We start from the raw sequence: 20,236 nt of genomic DNA, 5'->3' as shown, positions 1-20,236 counted from the left end.
AAAATTTAAAAATTAAAGCCGAAGCCAAAAGAAACCCGGTAACCTTCAGACCCTTTAAAAAGATTGAAGGTTCCGCTTAAAGCATCGGCACTATTTACCCAGAAGCCCAGGCCGTACGAATCATGCCATTTTTCTGAATTGACGTCGCCATCAAACCAGACGCGACCTACATCATAGCCTGCAAATATACCTATTTGCAAGGGCAGCAAACCGGTTTTAAAGGTATCAAAACCATAACGCAAATCTGCCGATGTGGAAAATGCCTCATCTCCGATAAAGCGGTCAAAACGATATCCGCGTAAGCCGTTATCTTCGCCCAGTCGCGCTCCCTGATAAAACTCGTAATTGTCTCCAAACCTGAACTGCGCACGGGCCGTGGTTTTCAACACAAGCTTACGATTGGCACTTAATGCATTGTAAAAACCCAGACTGGGATTGAGGTAAAAAAACCGTCTTCCGGTATTACTCAGGTTGTTTGTAAAACCACCGTTTAAAACAAAATCCATACCTCTGCTGGGTACGAGGGTATTGTCTTTACTGTGGTACTCATAGGTTGCATCTAAGGTTGCAAAAAACTGAGCTTCGTCGAGTTCGGTAATGGAGGCACGCTCAATAAAGCGCAGGGCATTTTCCTGCAGTTTAATGCTTTGTAATAGTGCATTTGCTGAAAAGGTACTACCATAGTCTGAATTGCGCAATAAACCTCCGGAAACCTCTGTTATGCTCATTCGCACGCGGTTAAAGTCATAACCCTGCCGGTCGTCGGGATTTATACTTTCATTTCCGAAGCCAAAGAAGTTCTGAGTAAAATTAGGCGTTGTAAATCTTCCTTTTAAAACCAGATTCCAGTCATTTAATATCCCCGCGAATTCCCCTTCATAACTGAAGTCAAAGCCGTGGGTGGCAAAAAAATAATTGGCTTTAAAGCGGTGCTGTTGACTAAAAGGATTTTGTTTAAAACCGTTTACGGTATAAACATCACTCAAACCCAAAGTAAGACCGTTATCCGGATTATATCCAATAGCCGGAGTTATGGTGTTGTAACGCAGAATGTCTTTTTGATAATCATAGGTATTGTAATCGTAAACATCGGTAAGTCTAAAATTAGCTCCTCCTCTGGCCTCAATCGTATTTGGGAGACTTTCGTGGTCGTAAATTTTAATTTCCCGACCGTTGTAGACCCGGTAAATATCATTGTTCTGCCCTCCGATAATCCGAATAAAAATGGGGTTATCACCTGTTCCGTTTACTTCAAATACATCATCGTCGTCCAGACCGTAAATCCATAATTGATTGGTCTCATCTGAGTAATAGGTACGGTTGATTAAAACATCGGCTTTTTTACCGTCTTTAATACGCCAGGCTTTAACTGTAGTCTCATTATCGCTTCGTGTAATTTCAAAGTAGTCATCTTTATCGGTCCCGGTTACCATTTGCAACTCTGCCAGGTACTCATAGTACGTCTGTGCTATTTCTAAAATATTGTCCCTACGCCCTTTGAGATTCTCTTTTATGTTTGCTATAGACTTTCCAACTCGCACCTCTGGAGGTAATTGATTAAAGGCCTCTTCTATAATCGAATCGGTTATTTGTTTCTGAATATGACGTGCCTCATTGAGCCAAACTTCACGTCCCGAACGCTGTGCCAGTGCTCGGTCTAATTTTATTCCTTCTTTGTTAAACCATTTAATGTCCTTAAGGTTTTTATCATAAGCCTGAAATTGTCTTGCTGCACCAAAAAGGGTCTGGGCAATATTTAAAATGGTTCCATCAAAGTTGGTAAAAACCTGATCCCGATCCCGGGGTATGGGTACAAATACATCCTTACCGTTCTGATTTTTGTACTCTGCCCAGCGCCATTGATCATTGTCACGATCCCAGTCTCCAACCAGCATATCAAACATTCGGGCACGGATGTAAGCGGTTTCATCGACACTATTTTCTTCATCACTGCGCAATTTATTCAGTATATCATCAGTGCTCTCTATATCATCAGGATAATTGAATAACGCTCCATCATATTCTTTAGCCGGCCGCTCGACGATCATGTAAAGTTCATCGCCGTAATTTTCATTATAAATACCTAAAGCAGGCTGTCTGGGTACATAGAACAATTGGGGATGTGTGCTTAAAACACCTGCGGCTTCACTCAAGGTAGGAATTGCGAAAGCACCATAAGGATGTGCCGATGTATAAAAATCCTGAATGAGGCTTTGCGGAAGACTGTTTTCAAGATCTTCCTCCATGTCTTCGTTTTGCTTGAGAACCGTATTCTGTAAAAACTGCACACCGCTTTTTCGCAAGGACCTTAGATTGTATTCTTTTCCGTCTTTATCTTCAAGTCTGAGGGACTTGGTTTGGTTACCTCCACCGGGTCTAATCACCTTAAGCCCTCCGTATAATGTATCTAAAATAGCCACCGGAACGGTTACTTTTTTGCCATAAACATCGCGGTACTGCTCTCCCCAAACATTCTCAAAAAGATCTGAACGCTGTGTTTCTTCAACAGTATACACCGAAGCCTGAACGGTAGGCTGATAATCAAGATTGAGATTTGAATAGTCTACTAATTTATCTGGGGAATAAACCTGCTTTTGAAAAAAGAGCTCCGGTTCTCCGGTCTCCTGATTGGTGCCGTAATACCTAACCCAGGAAGAACCGTCTGTAAAAATATCAAGCCGGGCAAAGCCTTCATAGTCGCTGCTAAACAGGCCGTCATTACCTAAAAAGGCATACGAAGATTTAGAGCCTGAGCCTGAAACAATTTGCCTTACCTCCTCGTGTTCTATGTACTGTAAACCGTGCTCGTGACCCGAAACGAATATCGATTTTTTTACGTCCTTCGCCAGAATACGCAGTCGCTTCATCAATTCATTATACTTTTCGTTGAATCGATCCTGTTTTGAAACTCCACCCTGAGTACGTACCTGCGTGACTAGAGAGGCCAGTATGGGTAAGGGTAGCTTTTGCTGAGAAGGATACAGGTGTTTATCTAAAGCAAATTTACCTCCGTGTACACCATTAGTGTACATAGGATGATGCATCGCTATTATCACTGTTTTCTGCTGATTCTTTTTGAGTTCATTTTGAAACTCGATAAAAAACTTCTCCCGATCTTTAATGTTATCGCACTTATCGTTGATTTTGGGGTTTTTGTTCCAGTCTTCAAGATACCATTGCGTGTCTAGCAAAATCAGGTGAACCTCGTCATTCACGTCATAGCTCACCAGTGGACAACCGTCACGCGGTAAAAAAATATCATCTTCCCCGGTAATTTTTTTAATATACTCTTCTTCCCGGTTGAGTCCGTTGAGTCCGTCATTATACCAGTCATGATTACCGGGTATGATTATAGGGGTGCCTTTATATTCTTTAATTGCTGCTATCTGGGCGTCTATGCGATGCTCTGCCAGAGCGCGTTCCGGTGTGTTTTCGGGAGGCATTCCCACCGGGTAGATATTGTCCCCTAAAAAAATCGCAAACGAATTAGGATCATTATTCTGATCGAGGAGTTTTTTGAAAAGCAACAAACCTTCTGTACTTCCACCCATTGCGGCATTCCCGGCATCTCCTATAAGATAGAAGCTGCGTTCAATCTCCTTATCTTCGGGATAGTCACCTTGCTCAACCCCATTGCGATAGCGGTTAGTGTAGGTGGCGCAAGCCGTTAAAAGCAAGAGGCTGCCAAGTGTTAGAAGTATGTTATTTTTTGTCATGAAAATTCTATTCGAAATTCTTTTTTGTACTTTTCGTAACTTGTTAAATCAATATTCACATGGCTGAAACTGCAGAAAAAGAATCAAACTCTATCTCGAAAGCAGATCAATTTGTACTCGAACTTTTTAAGGAAAAACTTCCAAATAGTTATCTGTATCATAACTATGATCATACGGTCAGAGTGGTTAAAAGTACTAAAGAAATCGCCGATAACTCTGAAATTAATGTTAAACAGAAAGAGGCGCTGGTGCTGGCCGCATGGATGCATGACACGGGTTATACAGTTACCAGAGAGGCTCATGAAGATGCCAGTATAAAGATTGCTAAAGACTATATGAAACAAGAAGGAACCGATCCTGAAATTCAGCAAATGGTCATCGATCTTATCGCTTCTACCAAAATGGGAGTTGAACCTAAAAATGAAATGGAGCGCATTCTTAAAGATGCAGACAATTCGCATTTTGCCAAAGACTACTACAAGCAAACCAGTGAGTTTTTACGTCAGGAATTACTGCTTACCGGAAGTGCAGACTTCTCTCCTACCCAGTGGAGGGAAGAAAACATCGATATGTTTACCAATAAACATCGATTCTATACCGATTATGCCGCCCGTAACTGGAAATCTCAAAAAGATGAAAATCTGATTTCCCTGCTGAAAAAAGAAAAAAAGAAAAAGAAAAAATACAAGAAAGAAGAGATCAAAGCCAAACTAAAGGCTAAATACAAAGATGAAAGTCCGGATCGCGGGGTTCAAACCCTGTATCGTACCACATTGCGAAACCATATCAAACTGAGCGATATCGCAGATACCAAAGCAAACATCCTGCTTTCGGTAAATGCGATCATTATCTCTCTGGCTTTGTCTAATATGATCCCCAAGCTAGATGCGCCCAGTAACCGTCACCTGCTTGTACCCACGCTGATTTTGGTGCTTTTTAGCGTAGCCTCTATAATTATGTCTATACTTTCTACGCGGCCCAATGTCACCTCCGGCGAATTTACCCGTGAGCAGGTCAAGAAGAAGCAGGTAAATATTTTGTTTTTTGGAAACTTCCACAAAATGAAATATGACCAGTATCAATGGGCAATCAATGAGATTATCTACGATAAAGACTATATCTATGAAGCGCTTACCAAAGATTTATATCTGCTGGGTGTGGTTCTAAATAAAAAGTATATGCTGCTAAGGCGCACCTATACCGTATTTATGGTCGGTATTATCGTTTCGGTAATCAGTTTTATTACTGCCTTCTCGATAATGTAAGATCCCTTTAAGAGTCTAAAACTTCCATCAGATCATCATACGTGATGGTCTGATTTTCTTTAGACCGGGGTAGTTTTGAAGTATACAACACATTTACCCGAATGGCTTTTAGCCCCACAACACCCTGTACATCTTCAAGCTCTACGTATTCCACTTCCTGACCCAGGTATTTTTTACGCTGTAAATAGTGAATATAACGGGTGTACTCTTCAGCATCAGTATCCTGCGAATAAATTATAGCGATCTTCCCTTTTTGAGTCACACGCTCGTCACTGCCCTTAATACAGGCTTTATCAATGCGCTTTTTGATAATCTCATACCGCGCGTTGTACGTTCCGTCTACATCAAATTTTTTCTCATCCATTCGGTAACGGATAGATAAGGTGGTGCTAAAAACCAAAATTAGCGACGCGGCATCAAGCTGCAATTGCGCTCCCTCCTGTTTGTGATAAAAATGATTTTCCATCTCACACATCGTAGAAAGCTGCCACAATCTTAAATTGTACAGGTAGACCTCGTTAAAAGCACTGGTGGGCGTCATCGATGCGCCTATGTAAATGTTGTGATCAACCCCGTCGGTCTTGTAACGCTCAAAATAGTGCGGAAAAATTTCCTGTGCCTCCTGTTGCTTACGGTCTATGAAGGTTGCCAGATTTTGATTGATAAGCTGAACGGTCTCATCATAATGCTTGCGGTTCTCATAAATGAGCCCTGTATCCTTATTAATGGCCGTTTTGTAGTTATCGATAGCTTTTTTCAGCTCAGGAATTTTAGTGTTCAGGTGGTTGAGTAAGGGGTTTACTTCTTCTTTAAGCAAGGCGAAAACCTCACTCTCGCTACTGGCATTAAGCTGATCATTGATTTGATTTGTAAATTCTTCAATACGGAATTTTACCTGCTCATAAATAGGCATTGGTTGGGCCTTAAGAGCTAACTCGAGAATGGTATCTACCATTTTAAGCTGAATGAGAATATCCTTTTGAATGGCGCTATTACGCTCATCTGAAGAACCTACGATGTCAATTTGACCGTAAAGCGGATACACATCTTCAAAGGCAATATCCTTAAAGGCAGCAAACTTGCCGGCATCCTGATTTTTAATAAAGCGTTTGGCTTCCTCCTCAAAAATCCACAAAACGCTGGGATGTATGCTGGTACATTCGCTTTGGATGACCGCTTTTATTCGGTTTTCAAGATCATTCCGTTTGCGCTCTACCGTAGAAACGATAAAAGGCATCACATCATCAAGCTTGGTTGCGTTAAGACTGTGCAGTTTATTACGCGTTTCAGAAACCAGTTCGAGTACTGCAAGGAGCTCATTTCCTTTTGCAATGGGCGCCAGAATACAGCTTTTTACTCCCTGAGTAAGTAAATTTTCAGCCAGAATATTGTGTCCGCTTTTACGCGCATACTCCTCAACATCTGGTATTATAAAATAGTTTTTATCTTTTACCAGTGAGTTATAGGCATTGTCGCACATGCTCTTACGACAATCGTTTCGCGCATCTTTATTTAAGATAAAACTGGTAAGCATTTTCTCGTCAGACATCTGGGCGAAATGATCATTTCCCCCATCAAACTCGGTAAAACCTACCCGTAAATCGGGAATGTTGAAAATAGCGCTAAAAATTTCCTTAAACTGCTGCGAGGTATTTTCGTTCAGGGTTTTCTTGGAAAGTAAAGTGCTTTTTAAATCTGAAATCGAATCGTCAACCGTGACATCGGTAAGATTTAAAATGGTAATTCCTTTTAAAATCCAGCTCTGAGGCGGAAAATACTCTTTCCAAAGTTTATAATCGTAACCGTTTGCAATGAGTTTATCTGCGATATCAGACGTGATTTCAATCGCCTCATCGGTAGGCTCACAATAGGTAAAATCTGCGTTGATCGTGGCCCGGTAACTGCGAATGATTCCGTTTTTATCTGGAATCTCGTAATACAGCGGTCGGCTGATGTCAACCTCATACCCGTAATATGTGTTTAAGATAATCACACAACCTAAAATATAGTAGAACTCGGTATCCAGGTCCCGTATTTTGAGTTTAAAGTCGGGCCCAGCCTCTTCGAGTATCGTAGCAAATCTGCGCGTTGGGTTAAATATTCGGTTTTGAAAGGGAATTGTAGCCGCTTTAATCTCATTTTTAGTGAGCGCTGCAGGGAAAAGATTATCGAGTAAAGTGCTTAACGGCTCTTCGTATTTATGGATGTTTTCAAAATCCTTGATACCTTCAGCCAGCTCAGGATATCCTTCCGCGTAGTCTAGAATAGACTTCATATACTCGCGCGTAATCGGGTTTTGAGATTGCTTCATACGTTTCCTTAGCATCTCAAAAACCTTGGTGAGACTAAGCTCAACCTGTAAGGGAAAATCCTTTAACTCTTCCATCAAACTAAATTTAAATAGAATTTAGTCAAAATTGACTACAAATAATAACAGAGGCTTAGTCTTTAACATAGGTTTAAACTTACGTTTACCCGAAATATATTAAACAAAGATGCGGTATGTCACATGCGTCAATCAGCCTGCAAGAGGTCTTTGAATAATACCTTTGTCTGTTCCTAAAAGCTATAAATCCCGTATATTGCAGCATTATATCTTAAATTTTATGAAACGAATACTTTTAGCAGGTCTTACTCTGGCGCTCGCGATCTCCTGTGCCGAAGAAGCAGACTTTAGAATTTCGGGAACTACACCTGATATTGATAATGATACCAAGGTTTACCTTCAAAAAATAGACGAAAATAACCGTCTCGTAGGCGTAGATACTACGGTTATTAAAGAAGGAGAATTTAGTTTTGATCCTACTGAAGTTAAAAATCCGGAAATGATGGTTTTGGGCTTTGAGGCTGCCCAGGGAACCGTGATTCTTATTGCTGAAAATCAAAACATAAGCGTACGTGCCTATAAAGACAGTCTCTACACTTCAAAAGTGAACGGTGGTAAGGAGAATGACTTTTTCAAGTTGTATTACAATGATGTTGTTGAATCGAACAAGAAGAAAAATAAACTTCAGGAACAGGCAATGAACTTTCAGCGTAACGGTGATACCGCAGGGATAACCGCACTGCGAGCTGAGTTTGAACAAATAAACACAGATGATACCGAGCGACGCATTGAGTTAATTGAAGAAAACACTGATAAATATGTTAGCATCATCGTATTATCTGATCTGGTAGGTACGCGAGCTATTGATGCCAATCGCGCTGAGGCTTTATTTGATAAGCTTGACCAAAACCTTCAGGAAATGGAGAAAGGTGTTAAACTAAAAGAAATGATCGCTCAGGCCAAAGAACGTGAAGCTGCTGCCTCGCTTGCCGAAGTGGGCAATAAAGCCCCAGAGTTTACTGCTCCTACCCCAAATGGCGAACAGTTATCACTGCAAGAAGCCCTGGGATCAAAATACACCATCATAGACTTCTGGGCCAGCTGGTGTAAGCCCTGCCGGGAAGAAAATCCCAATGTGGTTAATGTTTACAATCAATACCACGATAAGGGACTAAACATCATCAGCGTTTCCCTGGATCGCGAGTCTGCACGTGATAAATGGCTGGCCGCTATCGAAAACGACAAGATGACCTGGTATCACGTATCAAACCTAATGGAATGGCAGGATCCCATCGCTCGTAAATATGGTATTACCGCAATACCGGCAACTTACCTTTTAGATTCGGAAGGTGTTATTATCGAAAAAAATCTGCGCGGAGAAGCTTTAGTTTCTAAAATGCAGGAACTTTTAGGAGAAGGTTAAATTTCCTTCTTAAACCCATTAAAAAAGCCCTTTGAAATTTACTTTCAAAGGGCTTTTTTAATTTTCGGATAAAGACTGTTTCTAAAACGTTACTTCAATTGCAGTTCCTGAATAGCCTATTGCCTGTAAAAGGCTGTTATTTTTGAAGAAAACTTTTGGGTGTTTGCTGATTCTCTCAATTTGTCCCATTACTAAAAAATCAATAAATCCAAAAACCTACGTCTTCATTCTGAAGACTGTAAGCGGTCTGTCGTTGTTCGCAATAACCAAATACGTGTCATTTCCTACAACCACCTGCTTCATCTGTTTCGCGTTAAGATCGTTGTAAAAACTGATGTCTTTAAACGGTTTCATCGCGCCATTTGAATCGCCGAGCAAGACATAACCCACGTTAGAGTCGTATTTTACAGTTTCTACTTCCGCTTCATGAATTGCACCTATACCAATTACGTCCAAATGGCCATCCTTATTTACATCAGCAAACGCAAATGACATTGTTGGGCCCAACTGAGCAAGAACAGGCAGGTGTTTGATTTTAAAGTTTCCGTTACCCAGATTTTCAAGGTAAACCGATTCAAATTCATTGGCTTGTTTGTGGTAGGAATTAGCAATCTGCTCGCTGCCGTAAATATCGGTAAGTGTAGATGTTGCGAACTCCTTATAGGTTTTGATTTTCTCACTTACAAACGAATTTTGCATCGTAGAGCACTCTTTACCGCGTACAGGCACTAAACTGCCTTTATACACCTTACTCAAAATCATATCGTAATTGCCGTCGCTGTCGAAGTTGTTTCCGTAAATATGTAAGGGTTTTTCTACGGAAGGATGAAATTTATTGTTTGCGCCCAGATTTCCTACGAAATAATCCAGGTCTCCATCCTGGTCAAAATCAATTTCTGCAAGGGTATTCCACCAGCCGGAGGTTTCTTTTAGCGCTTCAATTTCTGAAGGCTGAAAGCTTCCGTTTTCATTTTTGAAAACTGTAACAGGCATCCACTCCCCTGCTACCAGCAAATCGCGATCGCCGTCGCCGTCGTAGTCTGACAGGATCAGATCATTAATCAAGCCTGCTTCTGCAAAGGCAGGTGCGACTTTTTCAGTTACATCGCTAAATTTTCCACCCTCATTTTTTAAAACATAGGAACGTGGCGACAAGGGATATTTACCGGGAACTATTCTACCTCCCACAATTAAATCCAGATCACCGTCCTGATCGTAATCTAGGGAAACCACGGCTTTAGAACCAGTTAACATTTTTGGCAAAGCCGAAGAAGCGCTAAAACTCCCCTTACCGTCATTCAAATAGAGGCGGTCTTGCAGTTTGCTGTCATTTTCCTGCAACTCATAGCCGCTGCTGGCAACGTATAAATCTAAATCACCATCTCCGTCAGCGTCAAAAAAGTGCGCTCCGTTATCTTCAAAGGCTTTATCAGCCGCAAATGCAGGCTGAGTTGTTTGTGTAAACGTCCCACCGGCCTGTTGAAGATACAATTGTGCTTCCTGGCCGGGGCCTCCACCCAGAAATACGTCTGCGAGACCGTCATTATTTACATCTGCAGTTTCAAATGCGGGGCCTTGCTGCGATTGCTTTTGAGGCAGTAATACCTGTCTTGAAAAATCATTAAAATCATTTTCTTCGTGCGCATAGGTCAGACCAAGTTCCCGCGGATCTACGCGTTCAAAATGTTCAGGACGCTCGTAAGGTGTTTCAACAGCATTACCAGCTTCAGCCTCATTTAAAGTCAGGAATTGGTTAGCCTGAACATCTTCTAAAATTGTAACCTTTCCGGTATTCCAAACCACTTCTATTTTGGAGATTTCCTGCTCTTTACCTACCCCAAAATTTAAAACCGGGGAAACCGAAGATTGATATCCACGCGATAAATACAGCTCCTGATATTGTTGCGTACTGTCTGTAAATACTTTTACCTTTGAGCCTATTGCAAGCGGGTTTTTAGCATCGCCTTTCAACTTAAGGCTGATGAAGTTTGCGGTGGAATTGTTGCGGTAAATACCGGCCTCATCCTCCAGATTGTTTACAACAAGATCCAGATCACCATCGTTATCCAGATCCCCGTAAGCCACTCCATTTGAATTCACGGCCTGGGTAAAGCCCCAGTCTTCAATCACTTTTTTGAAAGACAAATCTCCATTATTCTTAAAGGCATAATTCTGAAGCTTATCTGAAGGCATTTCTTTGAGAATACTGTCGATAGGCATTTGTTCCAAAGAACCTTCGTTGGCATCGAGAAACCTTCCAAAGTCCTGATTGGCGATTTCGCGTTTGATCCCGTTTGTAATAAAAATATCCTTGTAGCCATCACCGTCAAAATCGGCTATAAGTGGCGCCCAACTCCAATCTGTCTTCGATACTCCCGAAACCTGTGCGATATCTGTAAAATAACCGTTACCGTTGTTTAGGTTAAGCACATTAGACATATACGGAAAATGAAAACCGGCTTCAACAATCCACCAGAATCCTTCGGTGTTCATACTGGCCATATTTTGTTTTCCGCGCTGATGATCTTCCGCAGACATATCTAAAACCAGTAAATCGGGTAAAAAGTCGTTGTTGATATCCGCAAAATCAGATCCCATACTACTGTAGGAGATGTGTTTCATTTTGGTATTGATATCGTTAGCAAACGTGCCATTCTTATTGTTGATATAAAGCTTATCGGCCGTGATGAAGTCGTTGGCCACAAAAATATCGGGCCAGCCGTCGTTGTTAAAGTCTCCGATGGAAGCACTAAGACTGAATTCCTTATTAATCAAACCACTACCCGGAGTAACATCGGTAAAACGCGACCCGTCATTACGATACAGGTGATCTGAAGTTTGCGGGTAAAACTGGTCGTCATTGACAATTGCATTAAGGTCGACCGAATTTAAAAAGTCATCCCGGTGATTGATCAAATACATATCGAGATCGCCATCCCGGTCGTAGTCTAAAAAATATGCCTGAATGGAAAAACCGTCGTCTGCAATTCCCCATTTGGCAGCTTCTTCGGTAAATGTGCCGTCCTTTTGGTTGACAAACAGCTTGTTTTTACGTTCGAGGTTATTGCCCATAGAAGCCGATTTGCAAACGTAAATATCCAGATAACCGTCGTTATTAATATCTATCATTGTGACGCCGGTCGTCCAACCTTCGGCATCTGCCACACCTGCTGCATCGGTAATATCTTCAAATTTGAAATCCCCTTTATTCAGGTATAGCTTGTTAGCATTTTGATTTGAAGTGAAATAGACATCCTCGAGTCCGTCGTTATTAACGTCGCCTATAGCCACGCCACCCCCATTATACATATCGTAATAATTAAGGATGTTGAAGGCTGCGGTTTCGGTCACAGTGTTTTTAAAGTGAATCCCGGTATCCTCATTTGATATTTGGGTAAAAAGGGTTTTGGCGGAACTCGTCTTCTTCTCAAAGCCCGAATCATTACAGGAAAATGTCAAAACAGACAAACCAATTACGCTAAAAAAGGATGTGAAACGCATACTATTAAATGCTCAATAAATTCAATTAATTATAATTCTGTTCTAAAAGGCGATGCCGGAAGCCCTTCTTTATTGTATAAATTGGGATTGTCCGGGTTATCTGCCCAGGCATAGCGCAAATACTTTGGCTCTGCCACCTCATCACTCCAGACAATCACACGATCCCCTTCAATTTTGGCGTTTGCCCAAACAAATTTACCGTCTTCACCTGCAAGCGCAAATTCGCTCAGGGGTTCGCCATCATTGCTCACCAGGCCATTGCCTGTATGCTTGAATTTCAAAATTACTTTTCCGGCTTCAACGGTGTGACTTTCGTAAACAGGTCCCGAATACACCAGATCTTCACCGTAGGCCAACTTCAATCCTGCAAGCGCCATACGCTCTCCCACGTCTTTTTTATTATCGGGGTGAATATCATTCCACTCCCCCAAATCAATATTTACGGTCATCGCTGTATTGGGATTATTCAGCGCTTTTAGCTGGGCTTCACGCAACTCGGCCCAATTGCTTTCGGAAGGCAGATAAGACACATCCATAAAATTAGGTAATTGCGCATAAATAAATGGTGCTTCAGGTTGGCCTAAAACACTGCGCAAACCTGAAATCAAAGCTGCCATATAGCCTTCGTAAGCCTTTGGATTGCCGGTATTACTTTCGCCCTGATACCACAAGATACCTTTAACCGGAAGTTGCTTATAAGGTGCGATCATCCCATTGTATAATGCGGTTGGTTCGTTTTGCGGATTGATACGTCGCACAGATTCTCCAAACAAATTATCCCGGGAACGTACAACCGGTTTAAAAACTTCACCCACTTTATACTGCCAATAGCCTTTTAAATCTACCGTATCCTGCTCGGTAAAAATATAATAGGGTTTGTCTGGTACAAAGCCTCCCTTACCGTTGTAATTGGTGACTTTAATTGTAAAATTATTTTTTCCGGCTTTGAGTAAGGTATCAGGTACCTCATATCGGCGTTGCGGATATTGATAGGTTTTATTCCCCACCACAACACCATTGATGTACACCTCATCGGCATCAACGATGCGGCCCATAAAAAGTCGGGCTTTTTTGCCTATCATAGATTCGGGAATCTCAACTTCCCTGCGGTACCAGACTGTGCCATTAAGGTCTCGTACACCCTGGTCTTCCCAATACCCGGGAATATTGATACGGCGCCAGTTTTTAGGCGTAAAATCATTACTATACCACGGCGTACCCATAAGTCCTTTGTCGGTTTCCTCTTCTGCAAATTCTTCCGGTTGAGGACGGTTTTGACGTTGCGCATTTACAAAAGCCGTGTCTTTGTTCTCTTCGATGATTTTTAAGATTTCCGGGTAATCGGTATAGCCTTCCTGCGGAATCCAGGCCTCAATGGGCGTACCACCCACACTGGCATTGATTAAGCCAATGGGAATCTGGTATTTTTCGTAGATTTTTTTGGCAAAGAAATACGCAACAGCCGAAAATGGGCGAATTTCCTCCCCCACTGCTTTTTGCCACTCACCCCCCTCAAGATCTTCCTGAGGTCCTGAGATAGCAGGAGTTGTAGGCACTTTAAAATGTCGGATTGCAGGATTATCTGCATTCGCTATTTCTTCCGCGTAGCGCACATCGTGAATATCCAGCTGATGTACCATGTTAGACTGACCGGTGCACAACCAAACATCACCAATCAAAATATCATCGATTTCAACACTATTCTTACCAGAAATCACCATTTTGAAGGGTCCGCCGGCTTTCATTTTAGGGAGTTCAATACTCCATCTTCCGTCTTTAGCGGTGGTGGTTTTATAGGTTTTTCTTTTAAAGGAAAGCATAATTTGTTCGCCGGGATCTGCCCAGCCCCAAACCGGCACTTTAGCATCCCGTTGCAGCACCATCCCGTCACTTATTAAAACAGGTAATTTAACTTCGGCCTGTACAGAAAAATTCAGGCTGAACATGAAAAGGATGAGTGCGTTTATTCTTTTGAAAATCATGTTGCTTTTAGTTTACTGCAAATTCTATTTCGACCATTTTAGGAGCTCCTAATGCCAAGCTGCGTTTCATAGGGCTTGCACCTCCCACATAAAGCCTAAATGAACCGGGCTCAATAGTTTTAGAACCATCTTCAAGCACAAGCTGAAAGTTTTCGGGCTTGATCTCAAATGTGATTTTTTCGGAGGCTCCGGGTTCTAATGTAACGCGCTTAGTATTTATAAATTGAAAATTAGGCACGCGCACCGAAGCTTCCAAATCAGAAATATACACCTGTACGACTTCGTCTGACTTCACCTTACCGGTGTTAGTCACGGTCACTTCAAGACTCAGACTTTCCTCCTTTGTGACCTCTGTTTTATTTAAAGCGGCGTTACTGTAGTCGAACTGCGTATAATTCAGTCCAAAACCAAACGGATACATAGGCTCCTCGTTCATATACTTATACGTACGCCCTTCCATGGAATAATCTTCGTATGCGGGTAACTGATCTAGCGATTTGGGAAAGGTAATAGGTAATCTTCCGGACGGAGAAACATCGCCAAAAAGCACGTCTGCTATCGCTGTGCCGCCTTCTTCACCGGGATACCATACAAAAAGTACCGCATCAGCCAGCTCCTGCACCCGCGCCAGGTCAACCGGACTGCCTCCTGTGACAATTGCTATTAGCGGTTTACGGTCCTCAGGATTTCTATCGGCCATTTCCCGTAAATCTTCTAAATACTGAATTTGATTGGGTGGTAAACCATAGTCTAAACGATCTCCCGCAGTATCTGAATCTATAGAATCACCCTCCTCGCCCTGAAGCGTGCTGGATAGACCCAAAACGACCAGCGTCACGTCGGTGTTTGCCGCATTACCTGTTGCATAGTTAATAGGGTTTCTGGAGTCTTTGTTCAACATAGCACCCTGACGGTATTGCAACTGACTGGTAGGACTAATCGCTGCGCTGATACCTTCAAGAATGGTTACCATATTCGAGTTAACACCATAATAATTACCCAGAAGAACTTCTGTACTTGTGGCGTTCGGGCCGGTTAGGAAATATTTTGGCAGGTCTTTTTTAAGTGGAAGAATTCCATTATTCTTTAAAAGCACAATACTTTTTTGAGCAGTTTCGCGTGCTAAAGCGCGATGTTTCTCACTATTAACCACATCAAGAGAAAGCGCATCGTATTTATTGCTTCCTTTAGGATCGAATAAGCCCAGCTTGAAACGGGTTTTGAGTAAGAGTGCTAATTGCTCGTCTATTTCGGCTTCTGTAATTAAACCCTGCTCTACTGCTTCCGGTAATGCGCTGTAGGTGTCTCCACAATTCAGGCTTACTCCGCTTTTTACTGCCATTGCAGCAGCACCGGCCTTGGAAGGCGCAGTACCGTGACCACCCTGGCCTTTGGCAACATACAAATCAACAAGAGCTGCACAATCGCTAAGAATATGTCCGTCAAAATTCCATTTTTGTTTTAAAACCTCATCAAGCAAATAGTTGTTAGTACAGCAAGGTTCACCATTAGTACTATTATAAGCGCACATGACGGCTTCGACATTCTCATTGACTAAAGCTTCAAATGCCGGTAGATAGGTCTCATACATATCTTTTAAAGTCGCGGTGGCATTAAACTCGTGTCGTAACTGCTCAGGACCACTATGAACAGCAAAATGCTTGGCGCAGGCTGCTGTTTTTAGATGATCGGGGTCATCACCTTGCAGACCTTTCACAAAAGCGACTCCTATCAATGACATCAGATACGGATCTTCGCCGTAAGTCTCCTGACCTCTACCCCAACGCGGATCCCTAAAAATATTGATATTAGGCGTCCAGAAGGTGAGGCCGTTATAGCGGTTAAAATTTCCCTTTTCGCTGGTGGCATTGTATAAAGCCCGGGCTTCATCAGAAATGGCTTTGGAAATTCGATACGCAAGATCTGCATCAAAGGTTGCACCTATGCCTATCGCCTGCGGAAATACAGTAGCGGCAGAAGCACGCCCAACACCGTGAAGGGCTTCATTCCAGTAATCGTAAGGCGGAATATTCAATCGATCGATTGCCGGAGTACTGTTCATCATCTGAGCTGCTTTTTCTTCAAGCGATAATCGCGAAATCAAATCTGCTACACGCTCATCTACAGATAAAGAAGTGTCATAAAACGGAAATCCCGGATTTTGAGACTGATTTTTTTCAATCGTTTGCGTTGATTTACTTTGATCGGTATTACAGGATACTAAAAAGAAGCAGCTAAACATCATACCAGCCCAAAATTTTGAAACTATTTTCATATAAAATGGAATTTAAAGACACCCCAACAGCTGAGGAAAACGAAATTTAAGGATCACGAATGATTTTACGCAATCGGTTGCAAACTAAAAATAATTTAGCACTCTACCATCATTTTTAAAGACTTAATGGTATTTAGGCAGAAAATACTGAATAAATAAGCTTAAACGCCCTGGAATGAAATCAGTTCATTCCTGAAACATACAAATGAGGGCTTGAAAAAAATAAAAAAGTAACGCTCTAAAAGAAAGACATTTTGAAATAAATGACGTTTTCCAAATTTTTCAATTGAGCAATTTAAAAATAAACAGAGAATACAATCAAGCACTTAAGCTCTGAATATAAGCCCACTACTGCATATTTTTAATCTAAAAAATATCTTAACAAAAAATTACGCAATCGGTTGTTTGGTATAGGAGATTTATATACATTTGAAAACAATACATATAGTACTTAAGACAATAAGAGTCATTTGTACGTTTTAAATCACTAATCGTTGAGCTTTTTACGACGTAGCGAAATCGATTGAGTTTAAAAGTAAAGACTTACTCAAGTTCTATGTGTAGGCATCACCAATTCAAAATAACTCGAATGACTAATTAATTCAAACAACTAAGTTTTATGAAAAGCGTTTTACTTTTTCAGAAGAAAATTCTCAGGTACCTTGGGCTATTCTTCTTAAGTGTATTTTTCTGTTCAGGAATTTATGCACAATCAACAATTACGGGTACAGTAAGCGATGGTAATGGGCCGATACCGGGCGCAAACGTTATCGTCAAAGGAACCAATAACGGAGCTGTAACCGATTTTGATGGCAATTACACACTAAATAATGTACCGGGAGATGCTATTCTGGTATTTAGTTTTGTGGGCTATGAGGCTCAGGAAGTACCCGTTAACAACAGAAGCCAGGTAAACGCTGTACTTGAAAACGACCTACAATCATTAAGTGAAGTGGTTGTAATCGGGTACGGTACTCAAAATCGAGAGTCAGTAACCGGTTCTGTTGTTTCACTTGATGGTGATGAACTTGAAGAGGTACAGGTGGCCAACTTTCAACAGGCCTTACAAGGTCGTGCACCAGGGGTACAAATTACAACAACAAGCACCAGACCGGGATCTAATAATACCTCAATTCGTATCCGTGGTGTACGTTCATTAACAGGAAGCAATGACCCCTTAATTGTACTTAATGGGATCCCATTCTCAGGTGGCCTTAACGATATTAGCATTAACGACATCGAAAGCCTGGATATTCTAAAAGATGCTTCTGCTACAGCTATCTACGGTTCAAGGGGGGCTAACGGGGTTATTTTAATCACAACTAAAACCGGTCAGAAAGGTCAAAAAGCTACTTTTAGTTACAACACCTACTACGCTGCCAAAGAAGTTTTTGCTAAATATCCAATGATGAATGGTCCTCAGTTTCTTGCCCTTAGAGAAGCAACCGCTACCAGTCAAACCAGTGGTGTACCTATCTATCAGAATTTAGGTGCTGACGAAGACCCCAATGTAAATACAGACTGGCAGGACTTAATTTACGGAACAGGTTTGCAAACCAATCACGACTTTAGTGTTTCTGGAGGAACAGAAAATGGAAGCTATAGTTTTGGAGGGGGCTACTTTAAAGAAACTTCTGTATTACCGGTAGAGGATTTTCAAAGATATTCGCTTCGTGCACAGATAGATCAGCAAATAGGAGCTTTCCGATTTGGGATTAACTCCATTATGAACTGGAACGTTACAAATGCAGCCGGTACTGGTCTATATGGAAATTTAAGTGCCACACCCATACTAAACCCATATAATGAGGATGGCTCTTTGAAACGCGTTGTAAGTATGCCTGCAGATGACTTTTGGGTTACAACCCGTAGTACACTTGAGGCTATAGGGGATGGTCGCGTGAATTTGCAAAAAGACTTTGGTACTTATAATAACCTTTACGGCGAAGTAAGCATTCCGGGAATTGATGGCTTAAAATACCGATTAAATGTAGGTTTAAATTTACGCGTTACCCGCGACGGTTTCTTTAATGGACAGGGAGTTGCAAATATTGACCCTCAGGCACCAAACAACGGAGGAAACAGTAGTAGTCTTCTTCAAGATTATGTTGTTGAAAATTTGCTGACGTATGACAAAACTTTTGCTGATAAGCATAAAATCAACTTTGTTGGTCTGTATTCATTTCAAAATACAAAATTTGAAGACTCCTTTCTAAATGTTAGAAATATCCCCAATGAGCAGTTCTTATTCTATAACCTTGATGCTGCTTTATTAGAAGACATTACCGGTTATGGAAGTAATTATGGTGAAAACGGCTTAAAATCTTATATGGCAAGAGCTATTTATCAATACGATAATCGTTACCTATTGACAGCTACAGTTCGTGCTGACGGTTCTTCCAGATTGGCACCCGGTAATAAGTGGGTTACGTATCCTGCAATCTCTTTAGGCTGGAATATTGCGAATGAAAAATTTATGGAAGACGTGCAATGGGTTAACTCTTTAAAACTCCGTGCAGGTTATGGAGAAACTTCAAACCAGGCTGTAGCTAATTATGCAACCCTTGGAAATCTAGGGGTTCGTAATTACAATTTTGGAGACACCTTTGCTACCGGATATTTTGTTAATGAGATTCCAAACGCTGCTTTAGGTTGGGAATTCTCGGAAACCTATAACTACGGTATCGATTTTGGTTTGTTCAACAACCGCCTTTCTGGTACTGTTGAATATTATTTAACCAAAACAAATGACATTTTGTACCGTCTCCCATTTCCTGCAACTTCTGGTGTTAGTTCTTACGTAGCAAATATTGGTGCTACCGAAAACAAAGGTCTTGAAGTGGCTTTAAACGCAACTATTCTAGACAATCCTGATGGTTTTACGTGGGATTTTGGGGTTAACCTGTATACGAATAGAAATGAAATTGTTTCATTGGCTAGCGGTCAGGATAGAAATGAAGGTCAGCTCTGGTTTGTAGGTTCTCCAATAAACGTAATTTTTGACTACAAAAATATTGGTCTTTGGAACGAAGACGATCCGGATTTTCAATATCTTCAAACCTATGAGCCAGGGGGTAACGTGGGTATGATTAAGGTTGAATATACCGGTGAATTTAATGAGGATGGCTCTCCTGTACGTCAAATAAACGCTGAAGATCGCCAAATAATAGATCCAACTCCAGATTTCCAGGGAGGTTTTAATACGCGATTAGCTTATAAAAACTTTGATTTTAATATGGTTGGTGTTTTCCAGAGTGGAGGTACCCTTGTTAGTACCTTATATTCTTCCGGAGGCTATCTAAACCTTTTAACGGGTAGAAGAAATAATATTGATGTAGACTACTGGACACCAACAAATACCGATGCAAAATATCCTGCTCCCGGAGGTATTCAGGCAGGTGACGGACCAAAATACGGAACAACAATGGGATATTTTGATGGTTCCTATTTAAAAGTTCGCGCTATGACCTTAGGATATAACTTTGAATCTAATTTAGTCGAAAAAGTAGGTTTACAAAGTCTACGCTTATATGCTACAGTACAAAATCCATTTGTTCTGTTTTCTCCCTATCACAGAGAATCTGGGATGGATCCCGAGACTAACTCAGGATCTGATAATAATGGAAATGCACAAAACTCAGCAACCGGAACTGCTGGTTATATCTCAAGAGGTATTGCTACTATAGGAACAAACGTTCCTTCTACTCGCAATTTTCTTTTAGGATTAAATTTAAAATTTTAAAAAAAG

8 protein-coding genes are annotated in these 20,236 nt (G+C 41.3%); 3 read left to right on the top strand and 5 right to left on the bottom strand.

Annotation, left to right across the window (positions count from 1 at the left end; genetic code table 11):
• Nucleotides 1-5: 5 nt before the first annotated feature.
• Nucleotides 6-3,716, bottom strand: a complete 3,711-nt coding sequence (locus ACSSS3_RS14060) for a metallophosphoesterase (RefSeq protein ID WP_442845167.1) — start codon at nt 3,714-3,716, stop codon at nt 6-8.
• A 59-nt stretch (nt 3,717-3,775) separates the two neighbouring features.
• On the opposite strand from ACSSS3_RS14060, the gene ACSSS3_RS14055 reads away from it, so the two are divergent.
• Entirely contained in the window at nt 3,776-4,981 is a 1,206-nt protein-coding gene (locus ACSSS3_RS14055) for a Pycsar system effector family protein (RefSeq protein WP_228228307.1), read from the top strand.
• A 7-nt stretch (nt 4,982-4,988) separates the two neighbouring features.
• Here the strand turns inward: ACSSS3_RS14055 and ACSSS3_RS14050 are convergent, their stop codons facing one another.
• On the bottom strand, nt 4,989-7,367 hold the full coding sequence (locus ACSSS3_RS14050) for a GAF domain-containing protein (protein ID WP_442845166.1): 2,379 nt from the start codon (nt 7,365-7,367) through the stop codon (nt 4,989-4,991).
• A 220-nt stretch (nt 7,368-7,587) separates the two neighbouring features.
• Between ACSSS3_RS14050 and ACSSS3_RS14045 the strand changes: the two genes are divergently transcribed.
• Entirely contained in the window at nt 7,588-8,730 is a 1,143-nt protein-coding gene (locus tag ACSSS3_RS14045) for a redoxin domain-containing protein (RefSeq protein WP_442845165.1), read from the top strand.
• 216 nt (nt 8,731-8,946) lie between these two features.
• Here the strand turns inward: ACSSS3_RS14045 and ACSSS3_RS14040 are convergent, their stop codons facing one another.
• From ACSSS3_RS14040 to ACSSS3_RS14030, 3 genes are read right to left on the bottom strand one after another with little or no spacing between them, the layout of a single operon-like run.
• The gene (locus ACSSS3_RS14040; protein ID WP_442845164.1) at nt 8,947-12,231 is read right to left on the bottom strand and encodes a VCBS repeat-containing protein; all 3,285 of its coding nucleotides are present in this window, start codon (nt 12,229-12,231) and stop codon (nt 8,947-8,949) included.
• 29 nt (nt 12,232-12,260) lie between these two features.
• On the bottom strand, nt 12,261-14,213 hold the full coding sequence (locus ACSSS3_RS14035; protein ID WP_442845163.1) for a sialate O-acetylesterase: 1,953 nt from the start codon (nt 14,211-14,213) through the stop codon (nt 12,261-12,263).
• Between the two features lie 7 nt (nt 14,214-14,220).
• Complete coding sequence (locus ACSSS3_RS14030; protein WP_442845162.1) at nt 14,221-16,458, bottom strand: glycoside hydrolase family 3 C-terminal domain-containing protein; 2,238 nt, start codon at nt 16,456-16,458, stop codon at nt 14,221-14,223.
• A gap of 649 nt (nt 16,459-17,107) precedes the next feature.
• Between ACSSS3_RS14030 and ACSSS3_RS14025 the strand changes: the two genes are divergently transcribed.
• Entirely contained in the window at nt 17,108-20,230 is a 3,123-nt protein-coding gene (locus ACSSS3_RS14025) for a SusC/RagA family TonB-linked outer membrane protein (protein ID WP_442845161.1), read from the top strand.
• The last annotated feature ends 6 nt before the right edge of the window (nt 20,231-20,236 follow it).

Origin of the sequence: Leeuwenhoekiella sp. H156 (genome assembly GCF_052218455.1) — a bacterium.
GTDB lineage: Bacteria > Bacteroidota > Bacteroidia > Flavobacteriales > Flavobacteriaceae > Leeuwenhoekiella > Leeuwenhoekiella parthenopeia.
Note: the sequence above shows the minus strand (reverse complement) of the source record. Positions and strands in the feature narration are given on the sequence as shown.

Excerpts from the sequence above, each read along its gene's own strand:
- ACSSS3_RS14035 (WP_442845163.1), bottom strand. The coding sequence starts at position 14,213 with ATGATTTTCAAAAGAATAAACGCACTCATCCTTTTCATGTTCAGCCTG.
- ACSSS3_RS14050 (WP_442845166.1), bottom strand. The coding sequence starts at position 7,367 with ATGGAAGAGTTAAAGGATTTTCCCTTACAGGTTGAGCTTAGTCTCACC.
- ACSSS3_RS14045 (WP_442845165.1), top strand. The coding sequence starts at position 7,588 with ATGAAACGAATACTTTTAGCAGGTCTTACTCTGGCGCTCGCGATCTCC.
- ACSSS3_RS14025 (WP_442845161.1), top strand. The coding sequence starts at position 17,108 with ATGAAAAGCGTTTTACTTTTTCAGAAGAAAATTCTCAGGTACCTTGGG.
- ACSSS3_RS14030 (WP_442845162.1), bottom strand. The coding sequence starts at position 16,458 with ATGATGTTTAGCTGCTTCTTTTTAGTATCCTGTAATACCGATCAAAGT.
- ACSSS3_RS14055 (WP_228228307.1), top strand. The coding sequence starts at position 3,776 with ATGGCTGAAACTGCAGAAAAAGAATCAAACTCTATCTCGAAAGCAGAT.
- ACSSS3_RS14060 (WP_442845167.1), bottom strand. The coding sequence starts at position 3,716 with ATGACAAAAAATAACATACTTCTAACACTTGGCAGCCTCTTGCTTTTA.
- ACSSS3_RS14040 (WP_442845164.1), bottom strand. The coding sequence starts at position 12,231 with ATGCGTTTCACATCCTTTTTTAGCGTAATTGGTTTGTCTGTTTTGACA.